We start from the raw sequence: 24,473 nt of genomic DNA, 5'->3' as shown, positions 1-24,473 counted from the left end.
GATGCCGGGATTTCGCTCGTCGCTTCTTGCGCGCCTGCTGCCCCTGCTGTTGCTCGTCGCGAGCACGGCAGCGTGCGCCGGTGAAGCGCCGCCGCCGAGCAAGCCGTTGTGGGAGCTCGGCCTCGGCATGGGCGTCGCGGCGTTTCCCCACTATCCGGGCTCGGACCAGACGCGCGCGTGGGTCTTTCCGTTCCCCTACGTGATCTATCGCGGCAAGTTCTTCCGCGCCGATCGCGACGGCGTGCGCGGCCAGTTGCTCGACACCGACCGCATCAACTTCAATATCAGCCTGCTCGGCTCGCTGCCCGTTTCCAGCCGCGACGACAACGCGCGCGCCGGGATGCCCGATCTCAAGCCGACGATCGAAATCGGCCCGTCGATGGAAGTGCACCTGTGGCGCTCGCCATCGCGCGACACGCTGCTCGATCTGCGCTTGCCGGTGCGCATGGGCATCACGCTGGAATCGTCGCCGAAGACGGTCGGCTGGCAGTTCGAGCCGAACCTGAATCTCGATCTGATCGATGTCGCGGGCGTGTCGGGGCTGCGCGTCGGCATGCTTGCCGGGCCGATGTTCGCCGACGGCAAATACAGCGACCACTTCTACACGGTCGCCCCGCAATACGCGACGCCCGGCCGTCCCGCGTTTCAGGCGCACGGTGGCTACGCGGGCACGCAGGCGCTCGTGTCGATGTCGCGGCGCTTCAGCCGTTACTGGGTCGGCGCGTTCATGCGCTACGCGAACCTCGCCGGCGCGAGCTTCGGCGATAGCCCGCTCGTCGGGCAAAAGAGCGCGCTCTCGGGCGGCGTGGCGGTGGCGTGGGTGTTCGGGCAGTCGTCGAAAATGGTGGCGAGCGATGAGTGACGCCCATCGGAAAATCGGCGGCGCGGGCGAGAGGGCGTCGCCTCGCCGGACGCTCGAAGCCGCGTGGCAATGCGTGGCGTTCTATTTCGCGCTCGTCGTGCTCGCGCTCGTGTGCCTCGCGTGGTTTCCGTTCGCGTCGATCCTGCGGCGCGTGCTTTCCGCCGATGCCGGGCGGCGCGTCGGGCGCACCGTCGTGCAGCGCGTGTGGCACGGTTACTTCGTGCTCCTGCGCACGCTCGGCGCATGCCGCTTCGATCTCTCCGGGCTCGACTCGCTTGCAAATGAGTCCGCGATGATCCTCGCGCCGAATCACCCGTGCCTGCTCGACGCGCTCCTGATCGCGTCGCGCGTGCCCGATACGTGTTGCGTGATGAAGGGCGATGTCGCCAGCAACGTGTTTCTCGGGCCGGGCGCGCTGCTCGCGGGCTATATCGTCAACGATACGCCGGTCGGACTGATTCGCGCCGCCGTCGCCGAATTGCAGCGCGGCGCTCCGCTGCTGCTGTTTCCCGAAGGCACGCGCACGGAGCACGCGTCCGTGAATCCGCTGAAGGGCGGCATCGCGCTGATCGCGGGGCGCGCGCAGGTGCCGGTGCAGACGCTCATCATCGAGACGGATTCGGGGTTTCTCGGCAAGGGCTGGCAGATCTTCAGAAAGCCCGCACTGCCCATCACGTACCGCGTGACGCTCGGCCGCCGCTTCGCGCCGCCGGGCCGCGATCATGCCGCGCTGCAGGCGTTCATCGCCGAATTGCAGCGTTTCTATGCGGGCGAACTCGACCCGCATCGTTCGCGCGACTGAAAGCCGCCGCGCCGGCAGACGTTAGAATTCGTCGTATCTCTTTTGCTCCCCGCTTTGCTCAATGCCTTCGACACGCGCATCGTCCACGCATCTCGTCCTCATTCCGAGCTACAACCCCGGCGAGAAAGTCGACGAAACCGTGCGCGGCGCGCGGGCGCAGTGGAATCCCGTTTGGGTCGTCGTCGACGGCAGCACGGACGGCAGCGCCGAACGCCTCACCGCGATGGCGCACTCCGATCCGGGCCTGCGCGTGATCGTGCTGCCGGAGAACCGCGGCAAGGGCGCGGCGATTCTCGCGGGCCTCGACGAAGCCGCGAGACTCGGCTTCACTCACGCTTTGACGATGGACTCCGACGGCCAGCATCCCGCCGCGCTGATTAGCACGTTCATGGAAACGTCGATGCGCGCGCCGGACGCGATGATCCTCGGCCGCCCGAGATTCGACGCCAGCGCGCCGCAATTGCGCGTGCAGGGCCGGCGCATCTCGAACGGCTGGGCGAATCTGGAGACGCTCTGGATGGGCATTGGCGATTCGCTGTACGGCTTTCGCGTCTACCCGATCGAGCCGCTCGCCGCGCTGATGCGAAAGGAAACGTGGATGCGCCGCTTCGACTTCGATCCCGAGGCGGTGGTGCGTCTGTGCTGGCGCGGCGTGCGCCCGATCAACCTCGACGCGCCCGTGCGCTACTTCACGCCGGCAGAGGGCGGCGTCTCGCATTTCCACTATGGCCGCGACAACCTGCTGCTCACGTGGATGCATGCGCGGCTTTTTTTCGGCTTCGTGCTGCGCTTGCCGCTGCTCATCGCGAGACGCCTGTCGGGGCGATGATCGGCGCGGATCGGTGACGTCGCGCTCATCGCGAACGCGATACGGTCTCGCGCGAGTTACGCCGCCTTCTTCAACACGAGACGCGCTTCCAGGCCGCCGCCTTCGCGATGATGCAGCGTCAGCGAGGCGTCCATCGCGAGCGTGAGTTGCCGCGCGATGGCGAGCCCGAGCCCCGTGCCCCCGGTTTGCCGGTTGCGCGAGCCTTCCAGCCGGACGAACGGCTCGAACACCGCCTCCAGCGATTCGTCGGGAATGCCCGGGCCCCGATCGAGCACGGCAATGACGGCGCGCCCATCGTTGCGCGTGCAGACTTCGATCTCCGCCGCGCCGGAATACTTGATCGCGTTATCGACGAGATTGCCCACGACACGTTTCAACGCCTGCGGAGGCGCCATCAGCGCGCCGCCGATGCTGCCGCGCAACGTCACCGACTGCCCGGCATCGAGGTAGTCGTCGACGATGCTTTCGAAAAGCGCATCCGGATCGATGCGGCGCGGCGCTTCGTTCGTGCCGTGCAACGTGCGCGCGTAGGTCACGCCTTCCTTCACGAGCAATTCCATCTCCTTCAGGTCCTGCTGGAGCTTCGCGCCGGTCGACTCGTCGTCCATCACGTCGACGCGCAGGCGCATGCGCGTGATCGGCGTCTGCAGATCGTGCGTGATCGCCGCGAGAATCTGCATGCGCTGGGTCATGTATGTCGAAACGCGGTCCTGCATAGCGTTGAATGCCTTCGCGGCGCGCGCGACTTCCTCCGGCCCGGATTCGGGCAGGCGTTCGGCCTTGAGATCGGGGCCGAGTGTATCGGCGGCATTGGCGAGGCGCTTGAGCGGGCCCGTCGCGAGGCGCACCGCGAGCCAGCAGCACGCGCCGAGCACGATCAGTTGCAGGACCAGTACCAGCGGCAACCAGCCGGATAAGGGCATGCCGACCATCGGACGCATGTCGATGGTGAGCGGCGAGCCGTCCGACAGCCGCAGATGCACCTGAAAGCGCTCTTTGTCGCCGGGCACGGCATTGACCGTCAGCGGATAGCGCTTGCCGATGCCTTCGCCGATGGAACGCGCGAAGCGCTCCGACAACGCGGCATCCGGCGGCGCACCGGCCACGCCCGGCCCGAGGATGAATTGATAGCTGCGGCGCGCGAGCCGCGGCAGCCATTCTTTGCGCTCGTCCGGCGGCAGATGATCGAGCAGCGCGACCGAGCTCGCCACTTCGCGCTCGACGTAGCCCATCATCATGTGGGTCATCGAATCGTCGCGTTCGCGCATCGTCAGAAGGAACGAGAACGTCTGCGCGAGCGCCAGCCCGACGACGAGAATCAGCGCGAGCCGCGCGAACAGCGTGCGCGGCCAGTGCAGCAGGGAAGCGGGTGAAACCGTGCTCATTGCGAAGACTCGACCGGTTTGACTTCCGCCGAGAACACATAGCCTTCGCTGCGCAGCGTCTTGATGTAGCGCGGCTCGCGGGCGGTGTCGCGCAGGCGCTGGCGCAGACGCGACACGAGCAGATCGATGGAGCGATCGAAGGCATCGGCCTGACGTCCTTGCGTCAGGTTCAGGAGCTGGTCGCGCGTGAGCACGCGCTGCGCATTGTCGAGAAACACGCGCAGCAGCCGGTATTCAGCGCCGGACAGCGAGACCATCGTGCCTTCGGCATCGAGCAGGTGACGCGCGGTCGTGTCGAGGCGCCAGTCGCCGAACGCCAGCATTTGCGACGATTCGCTCACTTCCATTCCCGGCGGCAGCATGCGCGTGCGGCGCAGCACCGAGCGGATGCGCGCGAGCAGCTCGCGCACGGCGAACGGTTTCGGCAGGTAATCGTCGGCGCCCATTTCGAGACCGAGAATGCGATCGGCTTCCTCGTTGCGCGCGGTGAGCATCAGCACCGGCACGTCGCGGTACTTGCCCGCGCGCAGCTCGCGGCACAGCACGAGACCGTCTTCGCCGGGCAGCATCAGATCGAGCACGATCAGATCCGGCGCGCCTTGCTGCTCCAGCACCGCGCGCATCTGGCGTCCGTTCGCCGCAAGCGACACGCGCATGCCGTTCTTTTCGAGGTAGGTGGCGAGCAGTTCGCGAATGCCGCGATCGTCGTCGACGATCAATACGTGATCAGTGGTTTCCATCGATGGATCGTTGTCGTTGACGCTTGAGTTGCACCCGGCTCGGGCTAACCAGCAGACACTGAACCGGATGGGCCATTTCCGTCGCGATGCCGCCTGCGAGAAAGGCGAGCACCGCCAGCATGCGTTTCATTCGAAGCTCCCGCTGATGATGCGATGACTGCGTTATAGCGCGGTTCAGCGGAAGTTTTGTATCGCAGTGTATCTCGCATGTCGCGCGACACATAACATTGCGCTGCGCGCCCTTGTCCGACACAAGCGCGATACGCGCGCGCAGTCCAATGCGGTCATGCCGATGCGAACGTCGGCCTGCCGGGGCGACCGGTTCATGACGCGCCGCTCCGATCTCCACCGCATTCAAAGGACTTCGTCATGCTCGCCGTCATCAAGAACGCTGCCGCGTGCGCCGGCCTGGCAGCCTGCGCGGCCATCACGCCCGTGCACGCCGCAACGCCCGCAAGCGCCGGCACTCATTTCACCGCCGCGCCGGAATTCGCCGGCATCGACAACTGGCTCAACAGCGAGCCGCTCACGCTCGCGCAGTTGCGCGGCAAGGTCGTGCTCGTCGATTTCTGGACCTTCGCGTGCGGCAACTGCGTCAACACGCTGCCGGCTGTGAAGTCGTGGCATCAGCAGTATGCGGACAAGGGGCTTGTCGTCATCGGCGTGCATACGCCCGAGTTTCCGTTCGAGCAGGACACGAACAACGTGAAGCGCGCGATCGAGCGCTTCGGCATCACGTATCCCGTCGCGCAGGACAACCGCTATGCGACGTGGGCCGCGTACGGCAACCAGTACTGGCCGGCGTTCTATCTGATCGACAAGCACGGGCAAGTGGCCTACACGCACGTCGGCGAGGGCGATTACGCGCAGACCGAAGCGGCGATCCGGAAGCTTTTGGCCGAGCGCTGAAGCCGGGTTCCGTATCGCAATGTATCTGGAATGCACGCGATACAAAACATTGCACAAGGCCCGCATCCCGGACACAAGCCAGATACCTGCGGGGCTTCAAATACACACAACGACGGCTCACGAGTGAAACGCAAGACGCACACCGCGAAGCCCGAGTGCCGTGACTCATCTAACTGACCGATCGATCCGCTCAAGGAGAAACACCATGAAATCCACCATCGTTGCTTTCGCTCTCGTCGCCAGCGCTGTCGCCGGTGTCGCTCATGCCGCCGTGCCGAACACCCCGGTGAACGTGCAGACCCAACAGGCCGTGGCGAGCCAGAACAACGCCGGCAAGACCCGCGCCGAAGTGAAGCGCGAACTGGTTCAGGCACAGCGCGATGGCCAGATCGCCGCGCTGCGCAGTCTGTATCAGGGCAGCTGATCGGCTTGTCAACTTATTACCGAATATCGACGGACATTACTCATAGAGGCCCAATCATGATCAAGCAATTCGTCACCGCCGCAGTCATCGCCGTCAGCGCCATCGCCGCCGGTTCCGCGTTCGCCAGCAGCGGCTACGGTCCCGCGCCGCACTACGACCCGCTCGCCGGCGCGCCCGCCTCGCAGCGCGGCGTGAGCGCGCAGACCATCGCCAGTGAAAGCGCCGCGATGCCCATGCAGTCGTATGGCGGCATGACCGACACGGTCTCGCAATCGGGCTTGCGCGGCACGTCGACGAACGACGCGGCCAGGCTCTTTGCGCATCACTGATCCATTGACCTTTCGAACACACACGAGGAACGCATCATGACCCAGATCGACACCGTCCTGTACACCGGCAAAACCCGCGTCGTCGGAGGCCGCGAAGGCCATGCGAAGAGCACCGATGGCCGTCTCGACGTGAAACTCTCGCCGCCCGGATCGGCGGGCGCGGGCACCAATCCCGAGCAGATGCTCGCGGCGGGCTGGTCCGCGTGTTTCATCGGCGCGATGGGCAAGGCCGCCGCGAAGCTGAAGACTCGGCTGCCCGCCGACACCGCAGTCGATGCGGAAGTGGACCTCGGCCTGGCGGGCGAAGCGTATCTGCTGCGCGCGCGCCTGAACGTGAGCCTGCCGGGCATCGAGCGCGCGGTGGCCGAGGAAATCGCGAACCTGGCCCATCAGACCTGCCCTTATTCGAAGGCGCTGAAGAGCAACATCGACGTGACGATCACGGTGGTCTGACGCATTTCATCGGCGCGCATCGGCGATTCGGTCCGGTAGACTTGGCGCTTCATCGATCAATCGAAGCAACGAGCCGACATGGACCGAATCGACGCGATGAAAGTCTTCATCGCCACGCTGGACGAGGGCAGTCTGGCGGGCGCGGGGCGGCGGCTCGGCCGCTCGCCCGCCGCCGTGAGCCGCGCGATCGCCTTTCTCGAAGAACACACCGGCACGGCCTTGCTGCATCGCACGACGCGCACGATCAAGCTATCCGAAGCCGGCGAACGTTATGCCGCCGCGTGCCGCCGCATCCTCGTCGATCTCGAAGAAGCCGATTTGCTGATCGCGCACGAACGTTCCGCGCCGCGCGGGCTTCTGACGATCACCGCGCCCGTCGCCGCCGGCGAAGACCTGCTGCGCCCGATGCTCGACGATTTCATCGCGCGCTTTCCCGCCGTGTCCGTGCGCCTGCAAATGCTCGACCGGCCCGTGAGCCTGATCGACGAAGGCATCGATGTGGCGCTGCGCATCGCGCATCTGTCGGACTCGACACTGATCGCGATTCCCGTGGGGGAGGTGCGGCGCGTCGTGGCCGCGTCGCCGCGCTATCTCGCGAAGCATCCGCGCATCGCACAGCCTGCCGATCTCGCGCAACATCGGATCATCTCGATGACGCACTTCGGCCTAGATTCGTGGAGCTTTCCGACTTCGGGCGGCTCGACGATCCCGCAAGTCGTGCAGTTCACGCCGCGTTTCATCGTGAACACGGTGCGCGCGGCGGTGGCCTCCGCCGTCGAAGGACACGGCCTCACGCGGCTTTTTTCCTATCACGTCGCGAAAGAAGTGAGGGACGAAACGCTGCGCATCGTGCTGCCGGATAGCGAACATGCGCCGTTGCCGGTGCATCTTCTGACGCCGCACGGACGGCTGTCGGTGCCGAAGGTGCGCGCGTTCGTCGATTTCGCGACGCCGCGGTTGCGGCGTCACTTCAAGCAATTGCAGATCGATTCAACCGCATAACGGAAGATTGTCTTCCTGCGGGCGTCGATTCTCTCCACATTCGATCGAATATAGACTGGCCTTCATCGAAGCGCGCGTAGGCCGCGCTCGAAGCCGTAGTGGAGGGGCTATGCGATACGCAGTCTTGAATCGACCGGAACCCGAGCCGTTCCATCTTTGGCGCGGCATGCTCGCCGGCGCCAGCGCAAGTCTGATCGGCATCGGGCTTGCGCGTTTTGCCTACACGCCGCTTCTGCCGGCGATCATCGGCGCGCACTGGTTTCCGGCGTCGACGGCGGCGTATCTCGGCGCAGCCAATCTCGGCGGCTATCTCGCGGGCGCGCTCGCGGCGGGCTGGCTCGCGCGGCACGCGCGCGCCGCGACCGTCCTGCGCGCGATGATGGTGCTCGCGACCGTCGCCTTCATCGCGTGCGCGTTTCCTGTTTCGTTTCTCTGGTTCTTCACGTGGCGGTTCTTGTCGGGCATTTCCGGCGGCGCGTTGATGTTGCTCGCCGCGCCGACGATCATTGCGCATGTCGCGCCGTCGCGCCGCGGGTTCGCGAGCGGTGCGATCTTCACCGGCATCGGGCTCGGCATCGCGGCGTCGGGGACGATCGTGCCGCTGCTGCTTCGGCAAGGGCTCACGCAGACCTGGCTCGGGCTCGCGGTGGTGGCGTCGCTGCTGACGATCGTCGCGTGGAACGGATGGCCGTCGCAGGATGCGCCTGCCTCCGCGCACGCGAACGAACACCGCCATGCGAAGGCGCCGTCGCCGCCCGCGTTGCGCGCGCTGTTCGTCGAGTACGCGCTCAATGCGGTCGGTCTCGTGCCGCATATGATTTTTCTCGTCGATTTCGTCGCGCGTGGTCTCGGCAAAGGTGTCGACGCGGGCGCGGAGTTCTGGGTGCTGTATGGGCTCGGCGCGATGGCCGGACCGCTCCTCGCGGGCCATCTCGCCGACCGCGCCGGCTTCGGGCCTGCATTGCGCGTGGCGTATCTGCTTCAGCTCGTGGCCGTCGCGCTGCCCGCGGTTTCGTCGAGTTCGGGTGTGCTGATGGTGTCGAGCGTGCTGGTCGGTGCGTTCACGCCGGGCATCGTGCCGCTCGTGCTCGGCCGCGTGAACGAACTGCTCGGGCATCATCCGGCGGCGCAAAAGGGCGCGTGGCGCACCGCGACCACGGGATTCGCCGTGTTGCAGGCGCTCGCGGCTTACGGTCTCTCGTTTCTGTTTTCGAATAGCGGCGGCAATTATCGGTTGTTGTTCGGGATCGGGGCGGGGGCGCTTGCGATTGCGCTCGCCATCGATCTCATTGCCGCGTTGAGGTCGAAATGAGCCAGGTTATTTCCGCATCGGTGCCGCCCGGTTACGCCGAACGCAACGAACAGTACTGGCGGCGCAATCTCGCCGTCTGCGTGTTCGGTTCGTTCACGACGCTCGTGAGCCTCAGCATGCTGCTGCCGTTCTTGCCGCTGTATGTCCGGCAGCTCGGCGTGGAATCGCAGGCGGCGGTGATCGAATGGTCGGGCGTCGCGTTCAGCGCGACGTTTCTCGGCACCGCCGTCACCGCGCCGCTTTGGGGACGCCTCGCCGATCGCTACGGCCGCAAGCCGATGCTCGTGCGCGCGGCAGTGGGCATGGCCGTCGTGATGTCGTTGATCGGCGTGGCGCATTCGGTGCATCAACTGGTCGTGTTGCGTCTGCTCGCGGGGTTGATCGGCGGTTATGCCTCGGCCTCGACCGTGATGATCGGCACGCAGGCGCCGCGCGAGCGGGCCGGCTGGGCGCTCGGCATATTGTCGACGGGCGCGCTCGCGGGCAATCTCGCCGGGCCGCTCATCGGCGGAATGCTGCCGGGATTGATCGGCATTCGCGGGACGTTTTTTGCGGGCGCGGGAATGATTACGGTGGCTGCGCTCGCCACGATCTTTCTCGTGAGAGAGGACTTTCATCCCGACGATGCGAAGAAGCGCGCGTCGCACGCGGCTTCGACGCATGCGCCACGCACGAACCATGTCGTGGTCGCCGCGCTGCTCGCGACCGCGATGATGGTGCTGGTCGCGAACATGTCGATCGAACCGGTCATCACCGTTTATATCGGCAGTCTCGGCGTGAGTGCGGATCACGTGGCGCGCATCGCGGGCATCGTCATGGCCTGCTCGGCGCTCGGCAGCATGTTGACGGCGGCGCGGCTCGGCGCGCTGGCGGATCGCATCGGAAGCTGGAATGTGATCGTCGGATGCCTCGTGCTGACCGGCATCGCGATGATTCCGCAGGCGTTCGTGCATCAGTGGTGGCAGCTCGCCGGACTGCGCATGCTGATGGGCATGACGCTTGCCGGCCTGTTGCCTTCCATCGCGAAGCTCGCGCGCAGCGCCGTCAGTGAAAACAGCAGCGGGCAGATGCTCGGTTATCTGCAGTCGGCGCAGTTCAGCGGGCAGGTGGTGGGGCCGCTGATCGGCGGGCAGATCGGCGTGTGGTTCGGGCTGCACTCAGTGTTCTTCGCCACTGGCAGCTTGCTGATTGCATGTGCGGGGCTGGCGTACTGGGCGCGGCGGCGCTGAGGTATCGCGCGTGGTCAGGTTTCATTCGGAGCATGTTGGGCTCTTTTGTCGGGGTATGCGAAGCGGGTTGGCGACATTTTCTGACACGCTCCAATCAAGCCCGCACGCCCGCGATCGATGCTTCGTCGACAGGCCGATCATCGATAGGAAAGTGCAGCAGCGCCGCGACGAGACCCGCAACGGCGGTCGCACCCCAGATCAGCGAATACGAACCGGTCGTGTCGAACACATAGCCGCCGAGCCACGCGCCGAGAAAAGAGCCGAGCTGGTGGCTGAGAAACACGACGCCGAACAGCGTGCCCAGATGCCGCGTGCCGAATACTTTCGCGATGAGCCCATTCGTGAGCGGCACCGTGCCGAGCCACGTCAGCCCCATGACGGCGGCGAAGACGACGACGGACACGCTCGTCGTCGGCAGCAGGACGAAGAGGGCGATCGTGCCGCCGCGAATCAGATAGAGCCACGCGAGCACGTGATGCTGACGCCAGCGTCCGCCGAGCCACCCGCATCCCCAACTGCCGATCATGTTGAAGAAGCCGATCAGCGCGAGCGCCGTCGCGCCGAGCCCGACCGGCATGTGGCAGAGCATCAGATAGCCCGGCAGATGCGTGGCGATGAACGCGAGCTGAAAACCGCATGTGAAGAAGCCGAGCGTGAGCAGCCGGTAGCCGCGATGACGCGACGCATACGCGAGCGTCTCGCGCAGCGGCATCGCGTGTGTTTCGTTCGATGCCGATGCGTACACCGATGCCTTGCTCCGACGGCTCGCGCGATCGAGCACGATGCCGAGAGGCGCGGCGAGCAGCAGCACGAAGGCGAGGGCATAGAGCGACGCCGGCACGCCCGCATGCACGCGCACTGTCTGCGCGAACGGCACCATCAGCACTTGCCCGAGCGAGCCGCCCGCGCTGGCGAGACCCATCGCGACACTGCGCGTGTGTGGCGACGCGACGCGTCCGACCGTCGCGAGCACGACGCCGAAGCTCGTGCAACTGATGCCGATGCCGACGAGCAGTCCAAGCCCGAGCACGAGCATCCATCCGGAAGTCGCGCCGGCCGCGAGCGCGAGTCCCGCGGCAAACGTGGCCGCGCCCGTCGCGACCACGGGCGCGGCACCGTATCGGTCGGCCGCGGCGCCGGCGAACGGCTGCGCGAAGCCCCAGACGAGATTGTGCAGCGCAATGGCGAAGGCGACCAGCGTGACGGGCAGCCCGCGATCGAAAGAAAACGGCCCGATGAATAGCCCGAAAGTCTGACGCACGCCCATCGCGGCGCTCAGGATCAGCGCGGCAGCGCCGATGAGCGCCCACGTCGTTGCGCGGTTGGTGTTCGTAGTGCTCGACAGGGATGACATGGCGCGTTTTCCTCCTTGCGCGCATCCTCGCAGGCGAACGTCCGTGCTGACAAACGAAAAGTTTTCGCGAACGGATGAACGCAGTTCAACCGTGACGGTTCGCTTCGTCGCCGTTGTTTTCGATGAACTCCGCCGCCTGCGCGATCAGCCAGTTGCGAAACGCGACGAGGTCCGCGCGGGCGCTCGCTTGCGGCGACTCGCAGAGCCAGTAGGCGGTCTGCGTTTCGACGCTCGTCGCGGACGCCTCGACGAGCGTGCCCGCCGCCAGTTCGCGATCAACGAGCGGACGTCTGCCGATGACGACGCCGAGCCCGGCCGCGGCGGCATCGAACGCGAGCTGGACGGTATCGAAGCGCAGTCCGCCGTGGAGATCGAGGCCGTCGATGCCCGCCGCGTCGATCCATGCCTGCCAGTCCTGACTCGCCGTATCGACGTGGATGAGCGCGGCGCGCGCGAGATCGGGCATGCCGTCCGCGCCCGTCAGCGTTGCGCGATAGGCCGGACTGCACACGGGCACGAGCCGCTCGCCGAACAGACGTTGCCACGACGCGCCGTCGACCGGACCGCGGGAGAGGCGCAGGCCGAAATCGAAGCCATCGACGGGAAAGCCCGCCTGACGGCGCGAGGTGTCGACGGTCACGTCGACGTTGGGCCAGTGCGCGCGGAAATCCGCGAGGCGCGGGACGAGCCAGCGCGCGGCGAGCGTGGGCGCGCACGTGACGGCGATGGAGCGGCGCTTGCGCTTGTCGGGCAGCGTTTGCGTGCCGATGGCGATGAGCGAGAACGCTTCGGCGACGTAAGGCAGATAATGCTCGCCCGCCGCGCTCAGCGACAGCCCGCGCGGCTCGCGCACGAAAAGCTCGACGCCGAGCATGTCTTCTAAAGCGCCGATGCCGTGACTCACCGCCCCCGGCGTCACGTTGAGTTCGGCGGCGGCGACCTTGAAACTGCGATGGCGTGCGGCGGCTTCGAAAAGACGCAGTGCATTGAGCGGCGGGAGGCGCTGGGGCATGTTGGCGTGTTGGATGGACGACGTGTGCGTCTATATTGCCATTGCCGATGCAGGCGATGTCAGCGAGCCGGCTGACGCCGCGCCTGCCACCAGGCAACCAGGCGCCGCGCGATGAGCCTGAACGGCGGGTTGGCGAACAGCACCGCCGCGACGAGCGCGATGCCACCGCAGACGAGAAACGTGCCGCGATAACCGAGCGCCGCCACGAGCGCGCCCGACAACACGCCGGAAAGAATCGAGCCGACGCGCGATGCGTTGAAAAACAGTGCCGTCGCCGCACCCGGGGTTCGCGGCATGAGGTCCTGCATGTAGGTCATGCCGAGACATGAAATCACCGACACGACGAACGCATTGAAGGCCTGCATCGGAATCAGGAACTGAACGCTTTGCGATGCCGCGACCGCAACGAAATAGATCATGTGCACCGCCGCGGACGACGCGAGCCATCGCTGCTTGTCGAGTCGCGAGCCGCGTGCGCCGAGCGCGAGCATCGTCGGAATTTCGAGGAATGCGCCGAGCCCGAGCATCACCGACACGTCGATGCGCGTGCCGTGCATGCCGTGCACGACGTAAAGCGGCAAGACGATCATGGTCGCGCTCGCGGCGAGTCCGACGAGCGTCATCGCGATCGTGGCGCGCCAGATTTCCGCGCGCGAGTGCGACACACCGGCGTGCGGCGGCACGAATTCATCGGTGTCGGGCGCGGTCACTTCGAGCAGCGATGACGGATCGCCTGCATAGTGCGCGGGCGCGCTGTGCGCGTCGCCCTTGGGCGAATCGTGCATGCGCCAGACGATTGCGCCGCACGCGATGAAGCAGGCTGCCGCAAACAGAAACAGTCCGTAGAAACCGGCCGCGGCCAGCACGAGCGCGCCGACGGAGGGGCCGAATACCCAGGCCATCGAGAGGACGGTCCTCAGCGTGGCGAGCGCGAAGGATCGCTCGGCGGCGTCATCGACGGGCAGTGCGGCCCGCGCAAAGGAGAACACGAGCGACATGGCCGAGCCGCCCGCGCCGAGAAACACGACGCCGATCGCGACCAGCGCGGCGTAATTGCGCACGAGACACAGCAGCAAAAAGCCGAGCGACGATGCGATGAGCGCCGCCAGCAGCAATCCGCGATGGTGGCCGTGCCTGTCGGACCATTTTCCGGCGAAAGCGCTGGCGACGACGCCGCTCGCGGCGATGAGCGTCATGAATACGCCGAGCCGCAGAGGACTCATGTCCGCCTGCTCGACGCTGAACAGCGACAGATACGGCGCGGTGAACGACATCGCGACGCCGAGCATCAGCGTTGCGCCGGCGAGTGGGAGGAAGAACGGGATGCGTGTGAGGCTGAAGAGGCGTGTGTTCATCGGACGTGGGTCGGCTTGTAGGCCTCGGGCGCGAAAGTGCGGGTCGTGCTGCGGGCGCAAGCGGCGTTCCGCGCGGTAGCGACGCCCGCGGTTTTGCGGCAGTTTGCCATTGCGATCCGATGATTTGTGTGGCAAACGGTCGATCGTGATGGCCCGGTCGGTATTGCGCTTCGGCGCGAGCTGTAGTGCCCGAGCGTAGATTATGAGGTAAGGCTCTTTGCGGCACGGCCAGCAACTGACGGCTGCGCTTGCCTAGAAGCGGTCGATCATGCCGATCTGCACGCCACGAACGGGCGCGCCAGGATAGGCAGGCGTGAGGCCGGTGACGTTGACGCCTCTCAGCGTGAAGGTTGCATTGCCGCGGTTGCGTAGCATCGCGCCGCTCGCGTACAGCAGCAGCTTCGGCGACACGTCGTATTCGCACGCGAGGCTGAACTGGTCCGCGTCGTTGCCGCCGCCCGAACGGTCGCGCGCGAACGCGTACCCTGCGGAAGCGCGCAAACGCGGGCTAAACGCATAGCGCACGGATGTGGACAAGCCGTCGTTGTGATATCGGGGCGAACCGCCATCGTCGTTGAAGAAGGACACGAACGCCGTCACGTGACCGAGCCGGTACGACACGCCGCCGAGGTTGGAGCGCAACGTCGCCGTGCCGCCGTGCGTCTGCTGATGCGCGTAGGAGATGCGCAACGGGCCTTGACGGTACGCGAAGGTTTCGAAGTCGCCGGACAGGCCGTTACCGCTGCCACTGTCGCGCAACGCGATCATCACCGTCGCCGTCAAGCCGTGCATATCCGGCGACAGATACGTAATGCCGTTGTTGGTGTAGGGCGTTATTTTCGACAGATTGTTGAGGCCCGATGCGATGGTTCCCGCGCCGAAGCCATCGAGTTGTCCCTTGAACGGAATGTAAATCGGCGAATACTGGCGGCCCACGCGCACTTCGCCCCACGGCGCGCCGACACCCATCCACGCCTGGCGATTGAAGAGCGTGCCGGGGGTGGACATGCTGCCGTCGGCGGAGTTGAAGCCACCTTCGAGGTCAAACAGCAGACGCGTGCCCGAACCTAGTGCTTCGGAGCCACGCACGCCAAAGCGCGAGCCGCGATACGCGCCCGAATCCATCCGCGGCGTCCACGATGAGCCGGGATTCGTCACCTCGATGCTCGTATCGATGACGCCATATAACGTGACCGAGCTTTGCGCGTGACCCGCTGATACGCACACGCCGGATAAAACGGCAATGCCGACTGAAACTGCACGCCGCGTCATGGCGTGCGAACGAGAGCGCCTCGCAACGAGGCGACTCGAAGGAATGATCGAACTCATGGAACCTTCGGCGGGAGCCGCCGATACTGCTCAATTGTGGGGAGCGCACGGCGGCACGCGCGTCGGGCGCCGCCGCCGTTCTTCGTCAGAAACGCATCATCGACTCAGCGCATACGCGATGACATAGTCGCCGCGATCAGGCGACTGACGTGCGCCGCCCGCCGAAATCAGCACGTACTGCTTGCCGGTCTTCGGCGAGACATAGCTCATAGGACCGCCCTGGCTGCCCACGGGGAGGCGAGCCTTCCACACTTCCTTGCCGGTCGCGCTGTCGAACGCCCGCAGATAGTAGTCTTGCGTGCCCGCGATAAACACAAGGCCGCCCTGCGTCGCCAGTGTGCCGCCGAGCGTCGGCATGCCGATGGGCATCTTCGCGCGCATCTTGATGCCGAATGGACCGGTATCCTGCACGGTGCCGACCGGCACTTGCCACAGCAGCTTGCGCGTCTTCAGGTCGACGGCAGACAGCGTGCCGAACGGCGGCTTCTGGCACGGAATGCCGAGCGGCGACATGAAGCGGTTCTTGTTCACCGCGTAGGGCGTGCCCTTGAGCGGCACCGCGCCCATGCCCGTGTTCACCGCTTCTCCGCCGTTGCTTGCGGCTGCATTGTCCGTCTTCTGCGCGATCATCTGCACCCACAGTCCGAGGCGCATGTCGTTCACGAAGATGACGTGATGGTTCGGATCGGTCGAGACACTACCCCAGTTCATGCCCCCGAGCGATCCGGGAAAGCTCAGCGATACATCCGTGTCCGGCGCCGTGAAGAGGCCGTCATAACGCATCGACTTGAAACTGATGCGGCAGATCAGCTGATCGAACGGCGTGGCTCCCCACATGTCCGATTCCTTGAGCGGGCCGACACCGATCGTCGGCATGCCCATGGAGAACGGCTGTGTATCCGAATACTGCTCGTTCGGGATCGTGCCTTTCTTAACCGGGCGTTCTTCGACCTTGGTGAGCGGCTTGCCGGTCATGCGGTCGAGCACGAAGATTTGGCCGGACTTGGTACCGAACACGACAGCTGGCTTCGCCGGGCCGTTGCCTTGGGGAAAGTCGATGAGGCTCGGCTGCATCGGCACGTCGAAGTCCCAGAGGTCGTTGTGAACGGTCTGGTACACCCACTTTTCCTTGCCAGTGGCCGCATCGAGAGCGAGGATCGACGTGGCGTAGCGATGATCCAGCGGTGTGCGGTTGCCGCCCCACAAATCCACAGACGAGCTGCCCATCGGGATGAACACCGTGTTCATCGCGGGATCGTAGGACATGGGCGCCCACGAGTTCGGCGTGCTGCGCGCATAGGTCTTACCCGGCTGCAGGCGCGCGTTGGGATCGTCGTGGCCGGGATCGAACGCCCAGCGCATCTCGCCCGTCATCACGTCGAAGCCGCGCAGCACGCCGCCCGGCATGTCGGTTTGCACATTGTCCGCGACGCGTCCCCCGACCACGACTGTCGTTCCCGCCAGCGTCGGCGCGGATGTCAGCTGGTACTTCGGATCGGCCGCCTCGCCGAGGCCCGCTTTCAGATCGACGAAGCCGTGATCGCCGAAGCCTTCGCACATTTCGCCGCTATCGGCATCGATAGCGACGAGGCGCGCGTCGATCGTATTCATCAACAAGCGGCGCTGGCAGTTGGCTCCCGCCGTGATGGCGACGGGCGGCACCGGCGTCGCGCCCGCCGACGTAGGCTGAACGAGCGGCTTGGTCGCATCGAAATAAGCGAGACCGCGGCAGCGGTTCCACACCTGCGCCTGCGCGTTTATCTCACGTTTCCAGATTTGCTTGCCAGTGTCCGCATCAACGGCGATCACGTTGTTATGCGGCGTGCAAAGATAGATGCGATCGCCGATCTGCAGCGGCGTTTCCTGATCCTCGGCGCCGTTGCCGGTCGGGCTGATGGGGACATCGCCGGTATGGAAAGTCCATGCGACCCGCAAGTCGTTCACGTTGTCGCGCGTGATCTGATCGATCGCGGCGAAGCGGCTGCCCCCCGGCGTGTTACCGTAATTGCTCCAGTCTTTCTGCGCCTGCTCTTTCGCGACGGGTATGAGCGGCGTCGGCACGCCGTCTAAGGCGACCGTCGGATGCGGCTGGAACATCTGCACGAACGTCACGATCATGCCGAGCGCGATAAGAGCCGCGAGTGCGAAGGCGGGCTTCGCTGCGGACGGCGCGGTATCGGTCTTACGAAGCGACGGCCAGGTGAGGAGTGCCAGCACCATGAAGCCGGCCGGCACCATGAGCCTCGATACGAGCGGCCAAAAATCAAGGCCGACGTCGATTAGCGCCCAGATCAGCGTGCCAATGAATGCTGCGCCGTAGATGACGACAGCGGACGACTTTGCCCGAAAGAACTGCACGGCGGATACGGCAATGACCACGCCCGCAATCAGGAAATAAGCACTACCATGCAATGACACGAGCTTCGCGCCACCGACGACGAAAAACAGGCCCACTGCCAGCAGCGCTAGCCCCAGCAATGCACATCCGGCTCTCAGCGTCGCTGAGGGCCGGGCTTCACTTCCAGACATCTGACTTCTCCCATGAAACTGTTCGCGTGAGGCCGGCACGCGAGAACCGAAAGCTACGTGCAAATGACCGCGAGCGCTCCGTGGTGCGACAGCGACTGCAGTCGATATGCCGATGACCATATCCACCAATCACCGGTGCGAATTTTAAACAATTAGTTAAAACCCTGCAGGATTGGACCTGAAGCTTACTTCTCAAAGACAGGGGGCTGACGCGTCCCGACGAATGGGGGCGACTTGTGAACTCATGCGATCACGCACCGAGTACTCCTGATCCGCATGCGGTTCCATGCGATGCGGTTGGGCGCAGAAAGGGCTTCCCCGATCCGCCGCATTGCTCGCCTTTCGTTGTAGACCGAGCGGGCGGGCAAAACGCCCTCAGCCGAGCTCGATGCCGGTTTGACGAAGCGCTTCACGCAAACCCAATCGCGGGTATTTGATCTCGACAGTGCGCATGTCGCTTAACGCGTCCTGAATGATCCATTCGCGCACGCTGGCGACGATGGGCCGCACCGGCCGGTTCGGCGGTGTGAGCAGACAGCAGCGGCGACTCGTGACGAGCAGTTCCTCTTCGGCCGGCACGAGCGCGCCTTGCGCGAGCCAGTGCGATGTCACGTTCAGCCAGCCAAGCGCGATCCCTTGCCCGAGCAAGGCTGCCTGTACGACGATCGCGTAATCGTTGAAGCGCAGCATGCCGGCCGCATGGCGCTCCTTTGAAGCGAACGCATGAAAACGCTCGTGCCAGCCGCGCTCCTCGTCATCCATGACGATGACCGTATCGCCATGCGCGCGCGCCGCATCCGTCTGCGCGAGTTCGTGATAACGCGGATTGCACAGCGGCAGCAGCGTCTCGGGCATCACGAGCACGGCGTTTTCGTCGATCTCTTCATCGTGCAGAAAGCGCATGCCCAGATCGACATCGACCAGCGGGCCGCCGATGCGCCCCGATATCAATTGAAACCGCATGTCGACCGAGGGAAACGCTTGATTCAAGCGGCTCATGCGCGGCATGAGCCAATGCGTCGTGAAGCCGGTGGATACGGACAGCGTGACCGTTTCGACGCCCGTCGCGCGCGCCTCAATTTCGCGAATCGCGCTTTCGATGCCGCTGAAGCCTTCGGAAATCTTGCGATACAGAATCTCTCCGCTTTCCGTAAGTTGGATACCGCCGCGCACGCGTTCGAAAAGCCGCACGCCGATATGGTCTTCCATGCGCGCGAGCATGCGACTGACGGCGGGCTGGCTCACATAAAGCTCTTGCGCGGCGCGCGTGAAATTCCCGCAGCGCGCGGCCGCTTCGAACACGAAGAGCGCGTTGGCGCTAGGCAGTTTCTTGCGAAGGTTTGGCATGACTTCATGTTATGCCCGATCCAACAATTTTGGAATTGCCGTCAAAAACATGGCGACATAGTATTTTCCCAACCACTGCTCTTTTCGACGAGACGAACGACATGGACGCACGCGCTAAAACGGGAGTGTCGATCAGGTCCGCGACCAAGCGCTACGGCGCGGTGACAGCGCTGGACGACGTATCGCTCGACATCGCGCCGGGTGAGTTCGTCTCGCTGCTCGGGCCGTCGGGTTCGGGCAAGACGACGCTGCTCGGCATCCTCGGCGGTTTCGTGCAGCCCTCATCGGGCAGCGTATGGGTCGGTGAGCGTGACATTACATTTGCGCCGCCGCACAAGCGCGATATCGGCATCGTGTTTCAGAATTACGCGCTCTTTCCGCATATGAGCGTGGGCGAGAACGTCGCGTTCTCATTGCGCGCGCGCCGCGAGCCGAAATCGACGTGGGCGAAGCGCGTCGCCGATGCACTCGCGATGGTCGAACTCAAAGGTTATGAAAGCCGCGGCATTCATCAGCTTTCCGGTGGACAGAAACAGCGCGTGGCGCTGGCGCGTGCAATCGTGTTTCAGCCACAACTCATTCTGATGGACGAACCGCTCTCCGCGCTCGACAAGCAGTTGCGCGAGACCATGCAGATCGAGTTGCGCAGACTGCATCGGCAGCTCGGCGCGACCATCGTCAACGTGACGCACGATCAACGCGAGGCGCTTACGATGAGCGATCGCGTCGCAGTCTTGAAGGACGGCCGGCTCGTGCAGATCGATACGCCAGAACGCCTATATGACCGTCCCTGCGATGCGTTCGTCGCGAGCTTCATCGGCGAAGCGACGATGCTCGATGTCACGCGCGCCGGCGACGATGCGGTGCGTCTCGGCGACACCGTGCTGCGCACTGCGCACCCTTTGCCGCGCGGCGAAAAGCTATTGCTTGCCGTGCAGACGGAAAAGCTCGTCATCGACGGCGACGAGGGTCGTGCGAATGTGAACTGTCTTTCATGCCGCGTGACGGAAGTGCTCTATCAAGGCGAGAGCCTGCGCGTGTTCGCCGCGCTCGCCGACGGCACCGCGATCAGTCTTCGGCAACCCGGCAGCCACGAGGCGCGCAAGCGCATTCCCGCGCCGGGCGCCTCGATGATCGTCGCGCTCGATCCGCAAGACACGATCGTCGTGTCGGCCTGATTCTTTTTACCGCAACCCGTAGAGGATGAAGCAATGAATCTCACTGATTTCAAGGTCCTGACGTTCGATGTCGTCGGCACGCTGATCAACTTCGAAAAGGGCGTGCTGGATTCTGTGCGCCGGCTGGGCGGCCCGAAGGCAAAGGACTTGACCGATGATCAGATCTTCGCGCCGTATATGGACGGCCGTGCGAAGCATCCGGGCCGTTCGAGCCATGAGATGGCGAACGTCTATCTGTACCTCGCGAAACAACTCGGCTTGCCCGAAGATGCGCAAGCCGCCGCAGCATTTCAGCGCGATGTCCTCGAATGGCCCGCGTTCGAGGACTCCGTCGCTGCATTGAAGCGGCTGCGCAAGCACTTCCGTCTCGTGGCGATGACCAATGCGGATCGCGTCGCGTTGTCGGCTTATACGCACACGCTCGGCAATCCGTTCGACGATACCGTGTGCTGCGATGAAACTGGCGTCGCGAAGCCCGATCCGCAATTCTTCGCCTATAACCGCGGACGTCAGGCGGCGTTTGGCTACAAGTTCGAGGAGATTCTTCATACGGCGCAGAGCCAGTATCACGATATCGGCATCGCGACGAAGCTGGGCTATGCAACGTGCTGGATCGAGCGGCGTCAGGGCATGAAGGGCTTCGGCGCGACGCCGGTGCCCGAGGCAGTCACCACGCCGACCTGGAAGTTCGCGACGCTGGCCGCGCTCGCGGATGCCGTCGACGACGAAGTACGCGCCGTCGCCTGACAATGCGCACCCCAACCATGGCATCGCGCCCGCAACCCGAATCGCTATGGCGGGCGATGGCCGCGCGCGTGCCCGTGATGGACGCGCCGGTCAGCACGGGCGCGCCGCTGGCACGCGACATCGATGTGGAGGTGGCGATCATCGGCGCGGGTTATTCGGGCCTGAGCGCCGCATACGCGCTGCAAAAGCGCGGCGTCGAATGCGCGGTGCTCGACGCGAATCCGGTCGGCTGGGGCGCGAGCGGGCGCAATGGCGGCGTGGTGTCGTCGAAGTTCCGGCTGTCTTTTCCGGCCATCGCGGGCGCGCATGGCATCGATGTGGCCAAGCGCATGCATCGGCTCGCACATGACGGCGTGCGTGCGGTCGAGGCGTTCATCGACGAATTCAAGCTGACGCGCGTGCAATTCGAGCACACGGGCAGCTTGCGCTGCGCGCATACGGAGCGCGCGCTCTCATCGATCTGTGCCGAAGCGGACTGGGTGCGCACGATGCTCGGCGATGCTTCGATGACCGTGCAGTCTCACGCGCAAGTGCAGCATGAGACGGGCGCGAAGGGTTTCGTCGGCGGCGTGCTGAGCGCGGATGCGGGCACGATTCTGCCGCTCGAATACGTACGCGGCATAGCGGCGGGCCTGACCACGCGCGGCGTGCCGATCTACGAAGCGACACCGGTGATCGACATGGCGCGCGCGCAAGACGGCCGCGTGCTTTTGCGGGCGCCAGGCGGGGCGGTGCGCGCGAAGCAGGTGATCGTCGCCACGAACGCGTACTCGAATCTGACCGACGCCACGGCTTCCTATCATCGTGAACTGGTGCCGTTCAGAAGCGCGATGATCGCAACGGCGCCGCTGTCGCCTGAGCTCGATTCGCAACTCATGGTGCATCGTCGCAGCTATACGGAAACGCGCCGCATGATGAAGTGGTTCCGTAAAGTCGATGGCCGCGTGCTCTTCGGCGGACGCGATGCATTCGGCAAGGAAGGCGAGCCGACCGGGTTCGACGCGCTGCAACGCGCAATGGTCGCGCTCTTTCCGCAATTGAAGGATGTGGCGGTGGAATATCGCTGGTCGGGTTATGTCGGCATGACGTTCAACGCGCTGCCGCATGTCGGCCGCAGCGACGACGCCACCACATTCTGTCTGGGCTACAACGGCACGGGCGTCGCGATGGCGAGCCTCATCGGCCAGCACGCGGCGGCGCTGGCGCTCGGCGACAAAGCGGAGCTGGCGATGCTCGCACAAGACGGCTTGCGGCCCGTGCCGTTCCATGCGCTGCGCGCGCCGGGCGTGAGGCTCGTCGCCGCGTGGTATCAGTTTCTCGACGCCGTGGGTGCATGATGACGACAGCCAAACGGATTCTCCAGGACACCGCCGTGATGCAAGCCGCGACGATCGACCCTTCGATGCGCCATCAGCGTCGTGAAGATCGCGCGATGCTGCTGTTGATGGTGCCCGCGCTGCTCGTGGTCGTCGTGCTGCTCGTGGCGCCGCTCGTATGGTTGTCGTGGCAGTCCTTCTATCACGATGGCGTGTTGTCGCTCGCGAACTACAGGCGCGTCTTCACGGGCGCGTATCTCGACACATTTCTGCTGACGTTCAAGCTGAGCGTCATCGTGACGGCCATCACGCTATTGCTTGGCTATCCGGTCGCGTACTTCGCGGCATCGATATCGCCGCGATGGAGCGCGCTCGTGCTCGGCATGGTGATCCTGCCGTTCTGGACCAGCGTGCTCGTGCGCACCTACGCATGGCTCGTGCTGTTGCAACGCACAGGCCTCATCAACAAGGCGCTGATCGGTGCGGGCCTGATCGACCGGCCGTTGCAGCTTTCATATAACCAGTTCGGCACCATCATCGCAATGGTGCATATCCTTCTGCCGTTCATGGTGCTGCCTCTCTATTCCGCGATGCAGAAGATTCCGCCGAATCTCTCGCAGGCGGGCGCGAGTCTCGGCGGATCGCCGTTGCATGTGTTCTGGCGCGTGTTCCTGCCGCTGTCGATGAGCGGCGTGCTCGCGGGCGTGACGCTCGTGTTCGTGCTATGCCTCGGCTTCTACATCACGCCGGAACTAATGGGTGGCGGCAAGTCGATGATGGTGTCGATGATCGTGAGCCGCAACGTCGAGATCTACAACAGCTGGGGCGCGGCGAGTTCGGTGAGCGTGGTGCTGCTCATCTGCGTGTTCGCGATCTTCTACGGCGTGAGCCGCGTGATTCCGCTCGAAAAGACGCTGGGGGCGAAATGAACCCGATATCGTTTGGCCGCGTGACCCTGGGCGCAACGGTGATGCTGATACTCGCGTTTCTGATGATTCCGGTGATCATCGTCGTGCCGCTTTCTTTTTCCGACGCGCGCTTCCTGACGTTTCCCCCGCCGGCATATTCGTTGCGCTGGTATCACACGTTCTTCGATAACCCCGCGTGGATCGATGCCGCCAAGACCACGTTCGCAGCTTCGACGTGCGCGGCGCTCATCGCGACGCCGGTCGGCGTCGCGGCGGCTTATGGCATTCAGTACGGATCGCACTGGTCCTTGCGCTATCTGCGACCGCTGTTGATGCTGCCTTTGATGGTGCCGATCATCATCGTAGCGGTGGGCGTGTTCTTCGTATTCACGCAGATGGGTTATGTGAACACGCTCGGCGGCCTCATCATCGCGGATACGATGCTCGGTTTGCCTTATGTGCTGATTTCCGTCGGCGCGGATTTGCGCACGTTCGATCGCACGCAGGAGATGGTCGCGCGCAGTCTCGGCATGAACCGCTTTCGCGCATTCATGGCGGTGACGCTGCCGCAGATCAAGGCCAGCGTGATTTCCGGCGCGGTGTTCGTGTTCATTCAGGCGCTCGATGAAACCGTCGTTGCGCTGTTCATTTCCGGCGGCAATAATCAGACGCTTACGCGCCGCATGTTCGTGACGTTGCGCGATGAAATCGATCCGACCATCGCCGCCATCAGCACGATGCTGACGGCGCTGACCTTGTGCCTCGTGATGATCGTCGTCGTGAGCAGGCGTTCATCGTCGGCCGCGCGGGCCTGACTCTTTCGCTACGGAAAAACATGCGACATCTACAGCAGTTCTATATCGACGGCGAATGGGTCGAGCCTTTCGGCAGCATGCGTTTGCCCGTCATCGATCCATCGACCGAAGAAGCGATCGGCGAAGTCGCGCTCGGCGATGCACGCGATGTGGATCGCGCGGTGGCAGCGGCGCGGCGCGCGTTCGTGTCGTTCTCGCAGACGCGCGTGGCAGAGCGCGTCGCGTTGCTCCAGCGTCTGCTCGAAGCGTATCTCGCGCGTTACGACGAGATGGCCCAAGTCATCTCGCGCGAGATCGGCGCGCCGGC

At 64.7% G+C, this 24,473-nt stretch carries 25 protein-coding genes; 16 read left to right on the top strand and 9 right to left on the bottom strand.

Going from position 1 to position 24,473, the window contains the following annotated elements; translation table 11 throughout:
* Position 1: 1 nt before the first annotated feature.
* From NCR38_RS22605 to NCR38_RS22595, 3 genes are all read left to right on the top strand, one after another.
* Positions 2 to 862: a MipA/OmpV family protein gene (locus NCR38_RS22605; protein ID WP_061116552.1), complete on the top strand. Its 861-nt coding sequence runs from the start codon at positions 2 to 4 to the stop codon at positions 860 to 862.
* Positions 855 to 1,664 (top strand): 1-acyl-sn-glycerol-3-phosphate acyltransferase, encoded by an 810-nt coding sequence (locus tag NCR38_RS22600; RefSeq protein WP_061116468.1) that lies wholly within the window; start codon positions 855 to 857, stop codon positions 1,662 to 1,664. The genes NCR38_RS22605 and NCR38_RS22600 overlap by 8 nt, the downstream gene beginning before the upstream one ends.
* A 61-nt stretch (positions 1,665 to 1,725) precedes the next feature.
* The gene (locus NCR38_RS22595) at positions 1,726 to 2,493 is read left to right on the top strand and encodes a glycosyltransferase family 2 protein (protein ID WP_061116469.1); all 768 of its coding nucleotides are present in this window, start codon (positions 1,726 to 1,728) and stop codon (positions 2,491 to 2,493) included.
* Between the two features lie 56 nt (positions 2,494 to 2,549).
* On the opposite strand, the gene NCR38_RS22590 is transcribed toward NCR38_RS22595, so the two are convergent.
* The 3 genes from NCR38_RS22590 to NCR38_RS22580 are packed head-to-tail and all read right to left on the bottom strand — an operon-like array spanning position 2,550 to position 4,748.
* Entirely contained in the window at positions 2,550 to 3,878 is a 1,329-nt protein-coding gene (locus NCR38_RS22590; RefSeq protein WP_061116470.1) for a HAMP domain-containing sensor histidine kinase, read from the bottom strand.
* Positions 3,875 to 4,618, bottom strand: a complete 744-nt coding sequence (locus tag NCR38_RS22585; RefSeq protein WP_061116471.1) for a response regulator — start codon at positions 4,616 to 4,618, stop codon at positions 3,875 to 3,877. Before NCR38_RS22585 ends, NCR38_RS22590 begins: the two co-directional genes overlap by 4 nt.
* Positions 4,605 to 4,748: a hypothetical protein gene (locus NCR38_RS22580; protein ID WP_250477655.1), complete on the bottom strand. Its 144-nt coding sequence runs from the start codon at positions 4,746 to 4,748 to the stop codon at positions 4,605 to 4,607. Before NCR38_RS22580 ends, NCR38_RS22585 begins: the two co-directional genes overlap by 14 nt.
* Before the next feature lie 239 nt (positions 4,749 to 4,987).
* Here NCR38_RS22580 and NCR38_RS22575 point away from each other — a divergent pair, with 239 nt between their 5' ends.
* From NCR38_RS22575 to NCR38_RS22545, 7 genes are all read left to right on the top strand, one after another.
* Positions 4,988 to 5,527 carry a thioredoxin family protein gene (locus NCR38_RS22575; protein WP_061116472.1) on the top strand — a complete coding sequence of 180 codons (540 nt, stop codon included), beginning with the start codon at positions 4,988 to 4,990 and terminating at the stop codon, positions 5,525 to 5,527.
* 205 nt (positions 5,528 to 5,732) lie between these two features.
* The gene (locus NCR38_RS22570; RefSeq protein ID WP_061116473.1) at positions 5,733 to 5,951 is read left to right on the top strand and encodes a DUF4148 domain-containing protein; all 219 of its coding nucleotides are present in this window, start codon (positions 5,733 to 5,735) and stop codon (positions 5,949 to 5,951) included.
* Between the two features lie 56 nt (positions 5,952 to 6,007).
* The gene (locus NCR38_RS22565) at positions 6,008 to 6,280 is read left to right on the top strand and encodes a hypothetical protein (RefSeq protein ID WP_061116474.1); all 273 of its coding nucleotides are present in this window, start codon (positions 6,008 to 6,010) and stop codon (positions 6,278 to 6,280) included.
* Between the two features lie 36 nt (positions 6,281 to 6,316).
* Positions 6,317 to 6,733 (top strand): organic hydroperoxide resistance protein, encoded by a 417-nt coding sequence (locus NCR38_RS22560; protein ID WP_061116475.1) that lies wholly within the window; start codon positions 6,317 to 6,319, stop codon positions 6,731 to 6,733.
* A 78-nt stretch (positions 6,734 to 6,811) separates the two neighbouring features.
* The gene (locus tag NCR38_RS22555; protein ID WP_061116476.1) at positions 6,812 to 7,735 is read left to right on the top strand and encodes a LysR family transcriptional regulator; all 924 of its coding nucleotides are present in this window, start codon (positions 6,812 to 6,814) and stop codon (positions 7,733 to 7,735) included.
* A gap of 109 nt (positions 7,736 to 7,844) precedes the next feature.
* Entirely contained in the window at positions 7,845 to 9,047 is a 1,203-nt protein-coding gene (locus tag NCR38_RS22550; protein WP_250477654.1) for a YbfB/YjiJ family MFS transporter, read from the top strand.
* Positions 9,044 to 10,276 (top strand): MFS transporter, encoded by a 1,233-nt coding sequence (locus tag NCR38_RS22545; protein WP_061116478.1) that lies wholly within the window; start codon positions 9,044 to 9,046, stop codon positions 10,274 to 10,276. Before NCR38_RS22550 ends, NCR38_RS22545 begins: the two co-directional genes overlap by 4 nt.
* 94 nt (positions 10,277 to 10,370) lie before the next feature.
* Here the strand turns inward: NCR38_RS22545 and NCR38_RS22540 are convergent, their stop codons facing one another.
* The 6 genes from NCR38_RS22540 to NCR38_RS22515 all read right to left on the bottom strand — a co-directional run bounded on the left by NCR38_RS22540 (position 10,371) and on the right by NCR38_RS22515 (position 19,202).
* Positions 10,371 to 11,630 (bottom strand): MFS transporter, encoded by a 1,260-nt coding sequence (locus tag NCR38_RS22540; RefSeq protein ID WP_061116479.1) that lies wholly within the window; start codon positions 11,628 to 11,630, stop codon positions 10,371 to 10,373.
* Positions 11,631 to 11,715: 85 nt separating this feature from the next.
* A complete protein-coding gene (locus tag NCR38_RS22535) occupies positions 11,716 to 12,642 on the bottom strand; it encodes a LysR substrate-binding domain-containing protein (RefSeq protein ID WP_061116480.1) in 927 nt (308 codons plus the stop codon).
* A gap of 59 nt (positions 12,643 to 12,701) precedes the next feature.
* Positions 12,702 to 13,997 (bottom strand): sugar efflux transporter, encoded by a 1,296-nt coding sequence (locus NCR38_RS22530; protein ID WP_061116481.1) that lies wholly within the window; start codon positions 13,995 to 13,997, stop codon positions 12,702 to 12,704.
* Between the two features lie 252 nt (positions 13,998 to 14,249).
* Positions 14,250 to 15,269, bottom strand: coding sequence for a porin (locus tag NCR38_RS22525; protein WP_061116482.1), 1,020 nt, complete (start codon positions 15,267 to 15,269; stop codon positions 14,250 to 14,252).
* A 153-nt stretch (positions 15,270 to 15,422) separates the two neighbouring features.
* Positions 15,423 to 17,855: a glucose/quinate/shikimate family membrane-bound PQQ-dependent dehydrogenase gene (locus NCR38_RS22520; protein WP_061116483.1), complete on the bottom strand. Its 2,433-nt coding sequence runs from the start codon at positions 17,853 to 17,855 to the stop codon at positions 15,423 to 15,425.
* 375 nt (positions 17,856 to 18,230) lie between these two features.
* Complete coding sequence (locus NCR38_RS22515) at positions 18,231 to 19,202, bottom strand: LysR family transcriptional regulator (protein WP_061116484.1); 972 nt, start codon at positions 19,200 to 19,202, stop codon at positions 18,231 to 18,233.
* A 101-nt stretch (positions 19,203 to 19,303) separates the two neighbouring features.
* Here NCR38_RS22515 and NCR38_RS22510 point away from each other — a divergent pair, with 101 nt between their 5' ends.
* The 6 genes from NCR38_RS22510 to NCR38_RS22485 form a co-directional block, all read left to right on the top strand.
* A complete protein-coding gene (locus tag NCR38_RS22510) occupies positions 19,304 to 20,380 on the top strand; it encodes an ABC transporter ATP-binding protein (RefSeq protein ID WP_061116485.1) in 1,077 nt (358 codons plus the stop codon).
* A 33-nt stretch (positions 20,381 to 20,413) separates the two neighbouring features.
* Positions 20,414 to 21,127, top strand: coding sequence for an HAD-IA family hydrolase (locus NCR38_RS22505; RefSeq protein WP_061116486.1), 714 nt, complete (start codon positions 20,414 to 20,416; stop codon positions 21,125 to 21,127).
* A gap of 2 nt (positions 21,128 to 21,129) precedes the next feature.
* Entirely contained in the window at positions 21,130 to 22,464 is a 1,335-nt protein-coding gene (locus NCR38_RS22500) for an FAD-binding oxidoreductase (protein WP_061116487.1), read from the top strand.
* Positions 22,461 to 23,372: an ABC transporter permease gene (locus tag NCR38_RS22495; protein WP_061116488.1), complete on the top strand. Its 912-nt coding sequence runs from the start codon at positions 22,461 to 22,463 to the stop codon at positions 23,370 to 23,372. Before NCR38_RS22500 ends, NCR38_RS22495 begins: the two co-directional genes overlap by 4 nt.
* Positions 23,369 to 24,166, top strand: a complete 798-nt coding sequence (locus NCR38_RS22490; protein ID WP_061116489.1) for an ABC transporter permease — start codon at positions 23,369 to 23,371, stop codon at positions 24,164 to 24,166. The genes NCR38_RS22495 and NCR38_RS22490 overlap by 4 nt, the downstream gene beginning before the upstream one ends.
* 20 nt (positions 24,167 to 24,186) lie before the next feature.
* The coding region (locus NCR38_RS22485; protein WP_143756280.1) for an aldehyde dehydrogenase family protein at positions 24,187 to 24,473 on the top strand (287 nt) is incomplete at its 3' end.

This window comes from Caballeronia sp. INML1, from assembly GCF_023631085.1.
Lineage (GTDB): Bacteria > Pseudomonadota > Gammaproteobacteria > Burkholderiales > Burkholderiaceae > Caballeronia > Caballeronia turbans.
This window is presented reverse-complemented; position numbering and strand designations above follow the sequence as displayed.

Coding starts and splice junctions, on each gene's coding strand:
- NCR38_RS22605 (WP_061116552.1), top strand. CDS start 2: ATGCCGGGATTTCGCTCGTCGCTTCTTGCGCGCCTGCTGCCCCTGCTG.
- NCR38_RS22600 (WP_061116468.1), top strand. CDS start 855: ATGAGTGACGCCCATCGGAAAATCGGCGGCGCGGGCGAGAGGGCGTCG.
- NCR38_RS22595 (WP_061116469.1), top strand. CDS start 1,726: ATGCCTTCGACACGCGCATCGTCCACGCATCTCGTCCTCATTCCGAGC.
- NCR38_RS22590 (WP_061116470.1), bottom strand. CDS start 3,878: ATGAGCACGGTTTCACCCGCTTCCCTGCTGCACTGGCCGCGCACGCTG.
- NCR38_RS22585 (WP_061116471.1), bottom strand. CDS start 4,618: ATGGAAACCACTGATCACGTATTGATCGTCGACGACGATCGCGGCATT.
- NCR38_RS22580 (WP_250477655.1), bottom strand. CDS start 4,748: ATGAAACGCATGCTGGCGGTGCTCGCCTTTCTCGCAGGCGGCATCGCG.
- NCR38_RS22575 (WP_061116472.1), top strand. CDS start 4,988: ATGCTCGCCGTCATCAAGAACGCTGCCGCGTGCGCCGGCCTGGCAGCC.
- NCR38_RS22570 (WP_061116473.1), top strand. CDS start 5,733: ATGAAATCCACCATCGTTGCTTTCGCTCTCGTCGCCAGCGCTGTCGCC.
- NCR38_RS22565 (WP_061116474.1), top strand. CDS start 6,008: ATGATCAAGCAATTCGTCACCGCCGCAGTCATCGCCGTCAGCGCCATC.
- NCR38_RS22560 (WP_061116475.1), top strand. CDS start 6,317: ATGACCCAGATCGACACCGTCCTGTACACCGGCAAAACCCGCGTCGTC.
- NCR38_RS22555 (WP_061116476.1), top strand. CDS start 6,812: ATGGACCGAATCGACGCGATGAAAGTCTTCATCGCCACGCTGGACGAG.
- NCR38_RS22550 (WP_250477654.1), top strand. CDS start 7,845: ATGCGATACGCAGTCTTGAATCGACCGGAACCCGAGCCGTTCCATCTT.
- NCR38_RS22545 (WP_061116478.1), top strand. CDS start 9,044: ATGAGCCAGGTTATTTCCGCATCGGTGCCGCCCGGTTACGCCGAACGC.
- NCR38_RS22540 (WP_061116479.1), bottom strand. CDS start 11,630: ATGTCATCCCTGTCGAGCACTACGAACACCAACCGCGCAACGACGTGG.
- NCR38_RS22535 (WP_061116480.1), bottom strand. CDS start 12,642: ATGCCCCAGCGCCTCCCGCCGCTCAATGCACTGCGTCTTTTCGAAGCC.
- NCR38_RS22530 (WP_061116481.1), bottom strand. CDS start 13,997: ATGAACACACGCCTCTTCAGCCTCACACGCATCCCGTTCTTCCTCCCA.
- NCR38_RS22525 (WP_061116482.1), bottom strand. CDS start 15,269: ATGACGCGGCGTGCAGTTTCAGTCGGCATTGCCGTTTTATCCGGCGTG.
- NCR38_RS22520 (WP_061116483.1), bottom strand. CDS start 17,855: ATGTCTGGAAGTGAAGCCCGGCCCTCAGCGACGCTGAGAGCCGGATGT.
- NCR38_RS22515 (WP_061116484.1), bottom strand. CDS start 19,202: ATGCCAAACCTTCGCAAGAAACTGCCTAGCGCCAACGCGCTCTTCGTG.
- NCR38_RS22510 (WP_061116485.1), top strand. CDS start 19,304: ATGGACGCACGCGCTAAAACGGGAGTGTCGATCAGGTCCGCGACCAAG.
- NCR38_RS22505 (WP_061116486.1), top strand. CDS start 20,414: ATGAATCTCACTGATTTCAAGGTCCTGACGTTCGATGTCGTCGGCACG.
- NCR38_RS22500 (WP_061116487.1), top strand. CDS start 21,130: ATGCGCACCCCAACCATGGCATCGCGCCCGCAACCCGAATCGCTATGG.
- NCR38_RS22495 (WP_061116488.1), top strand. CDS start 22,461: ATGATGACGACAGCCAAACGGATTCTCCAGGACACCGCCGTGATGCAA.
- NCR38_RS22490 (WP_061116489.1), top strand. CDS start 23,369: ATGAACCCGATATCGTTTGGCCGCGTGACCCTGGGCGCAACGGTGATG.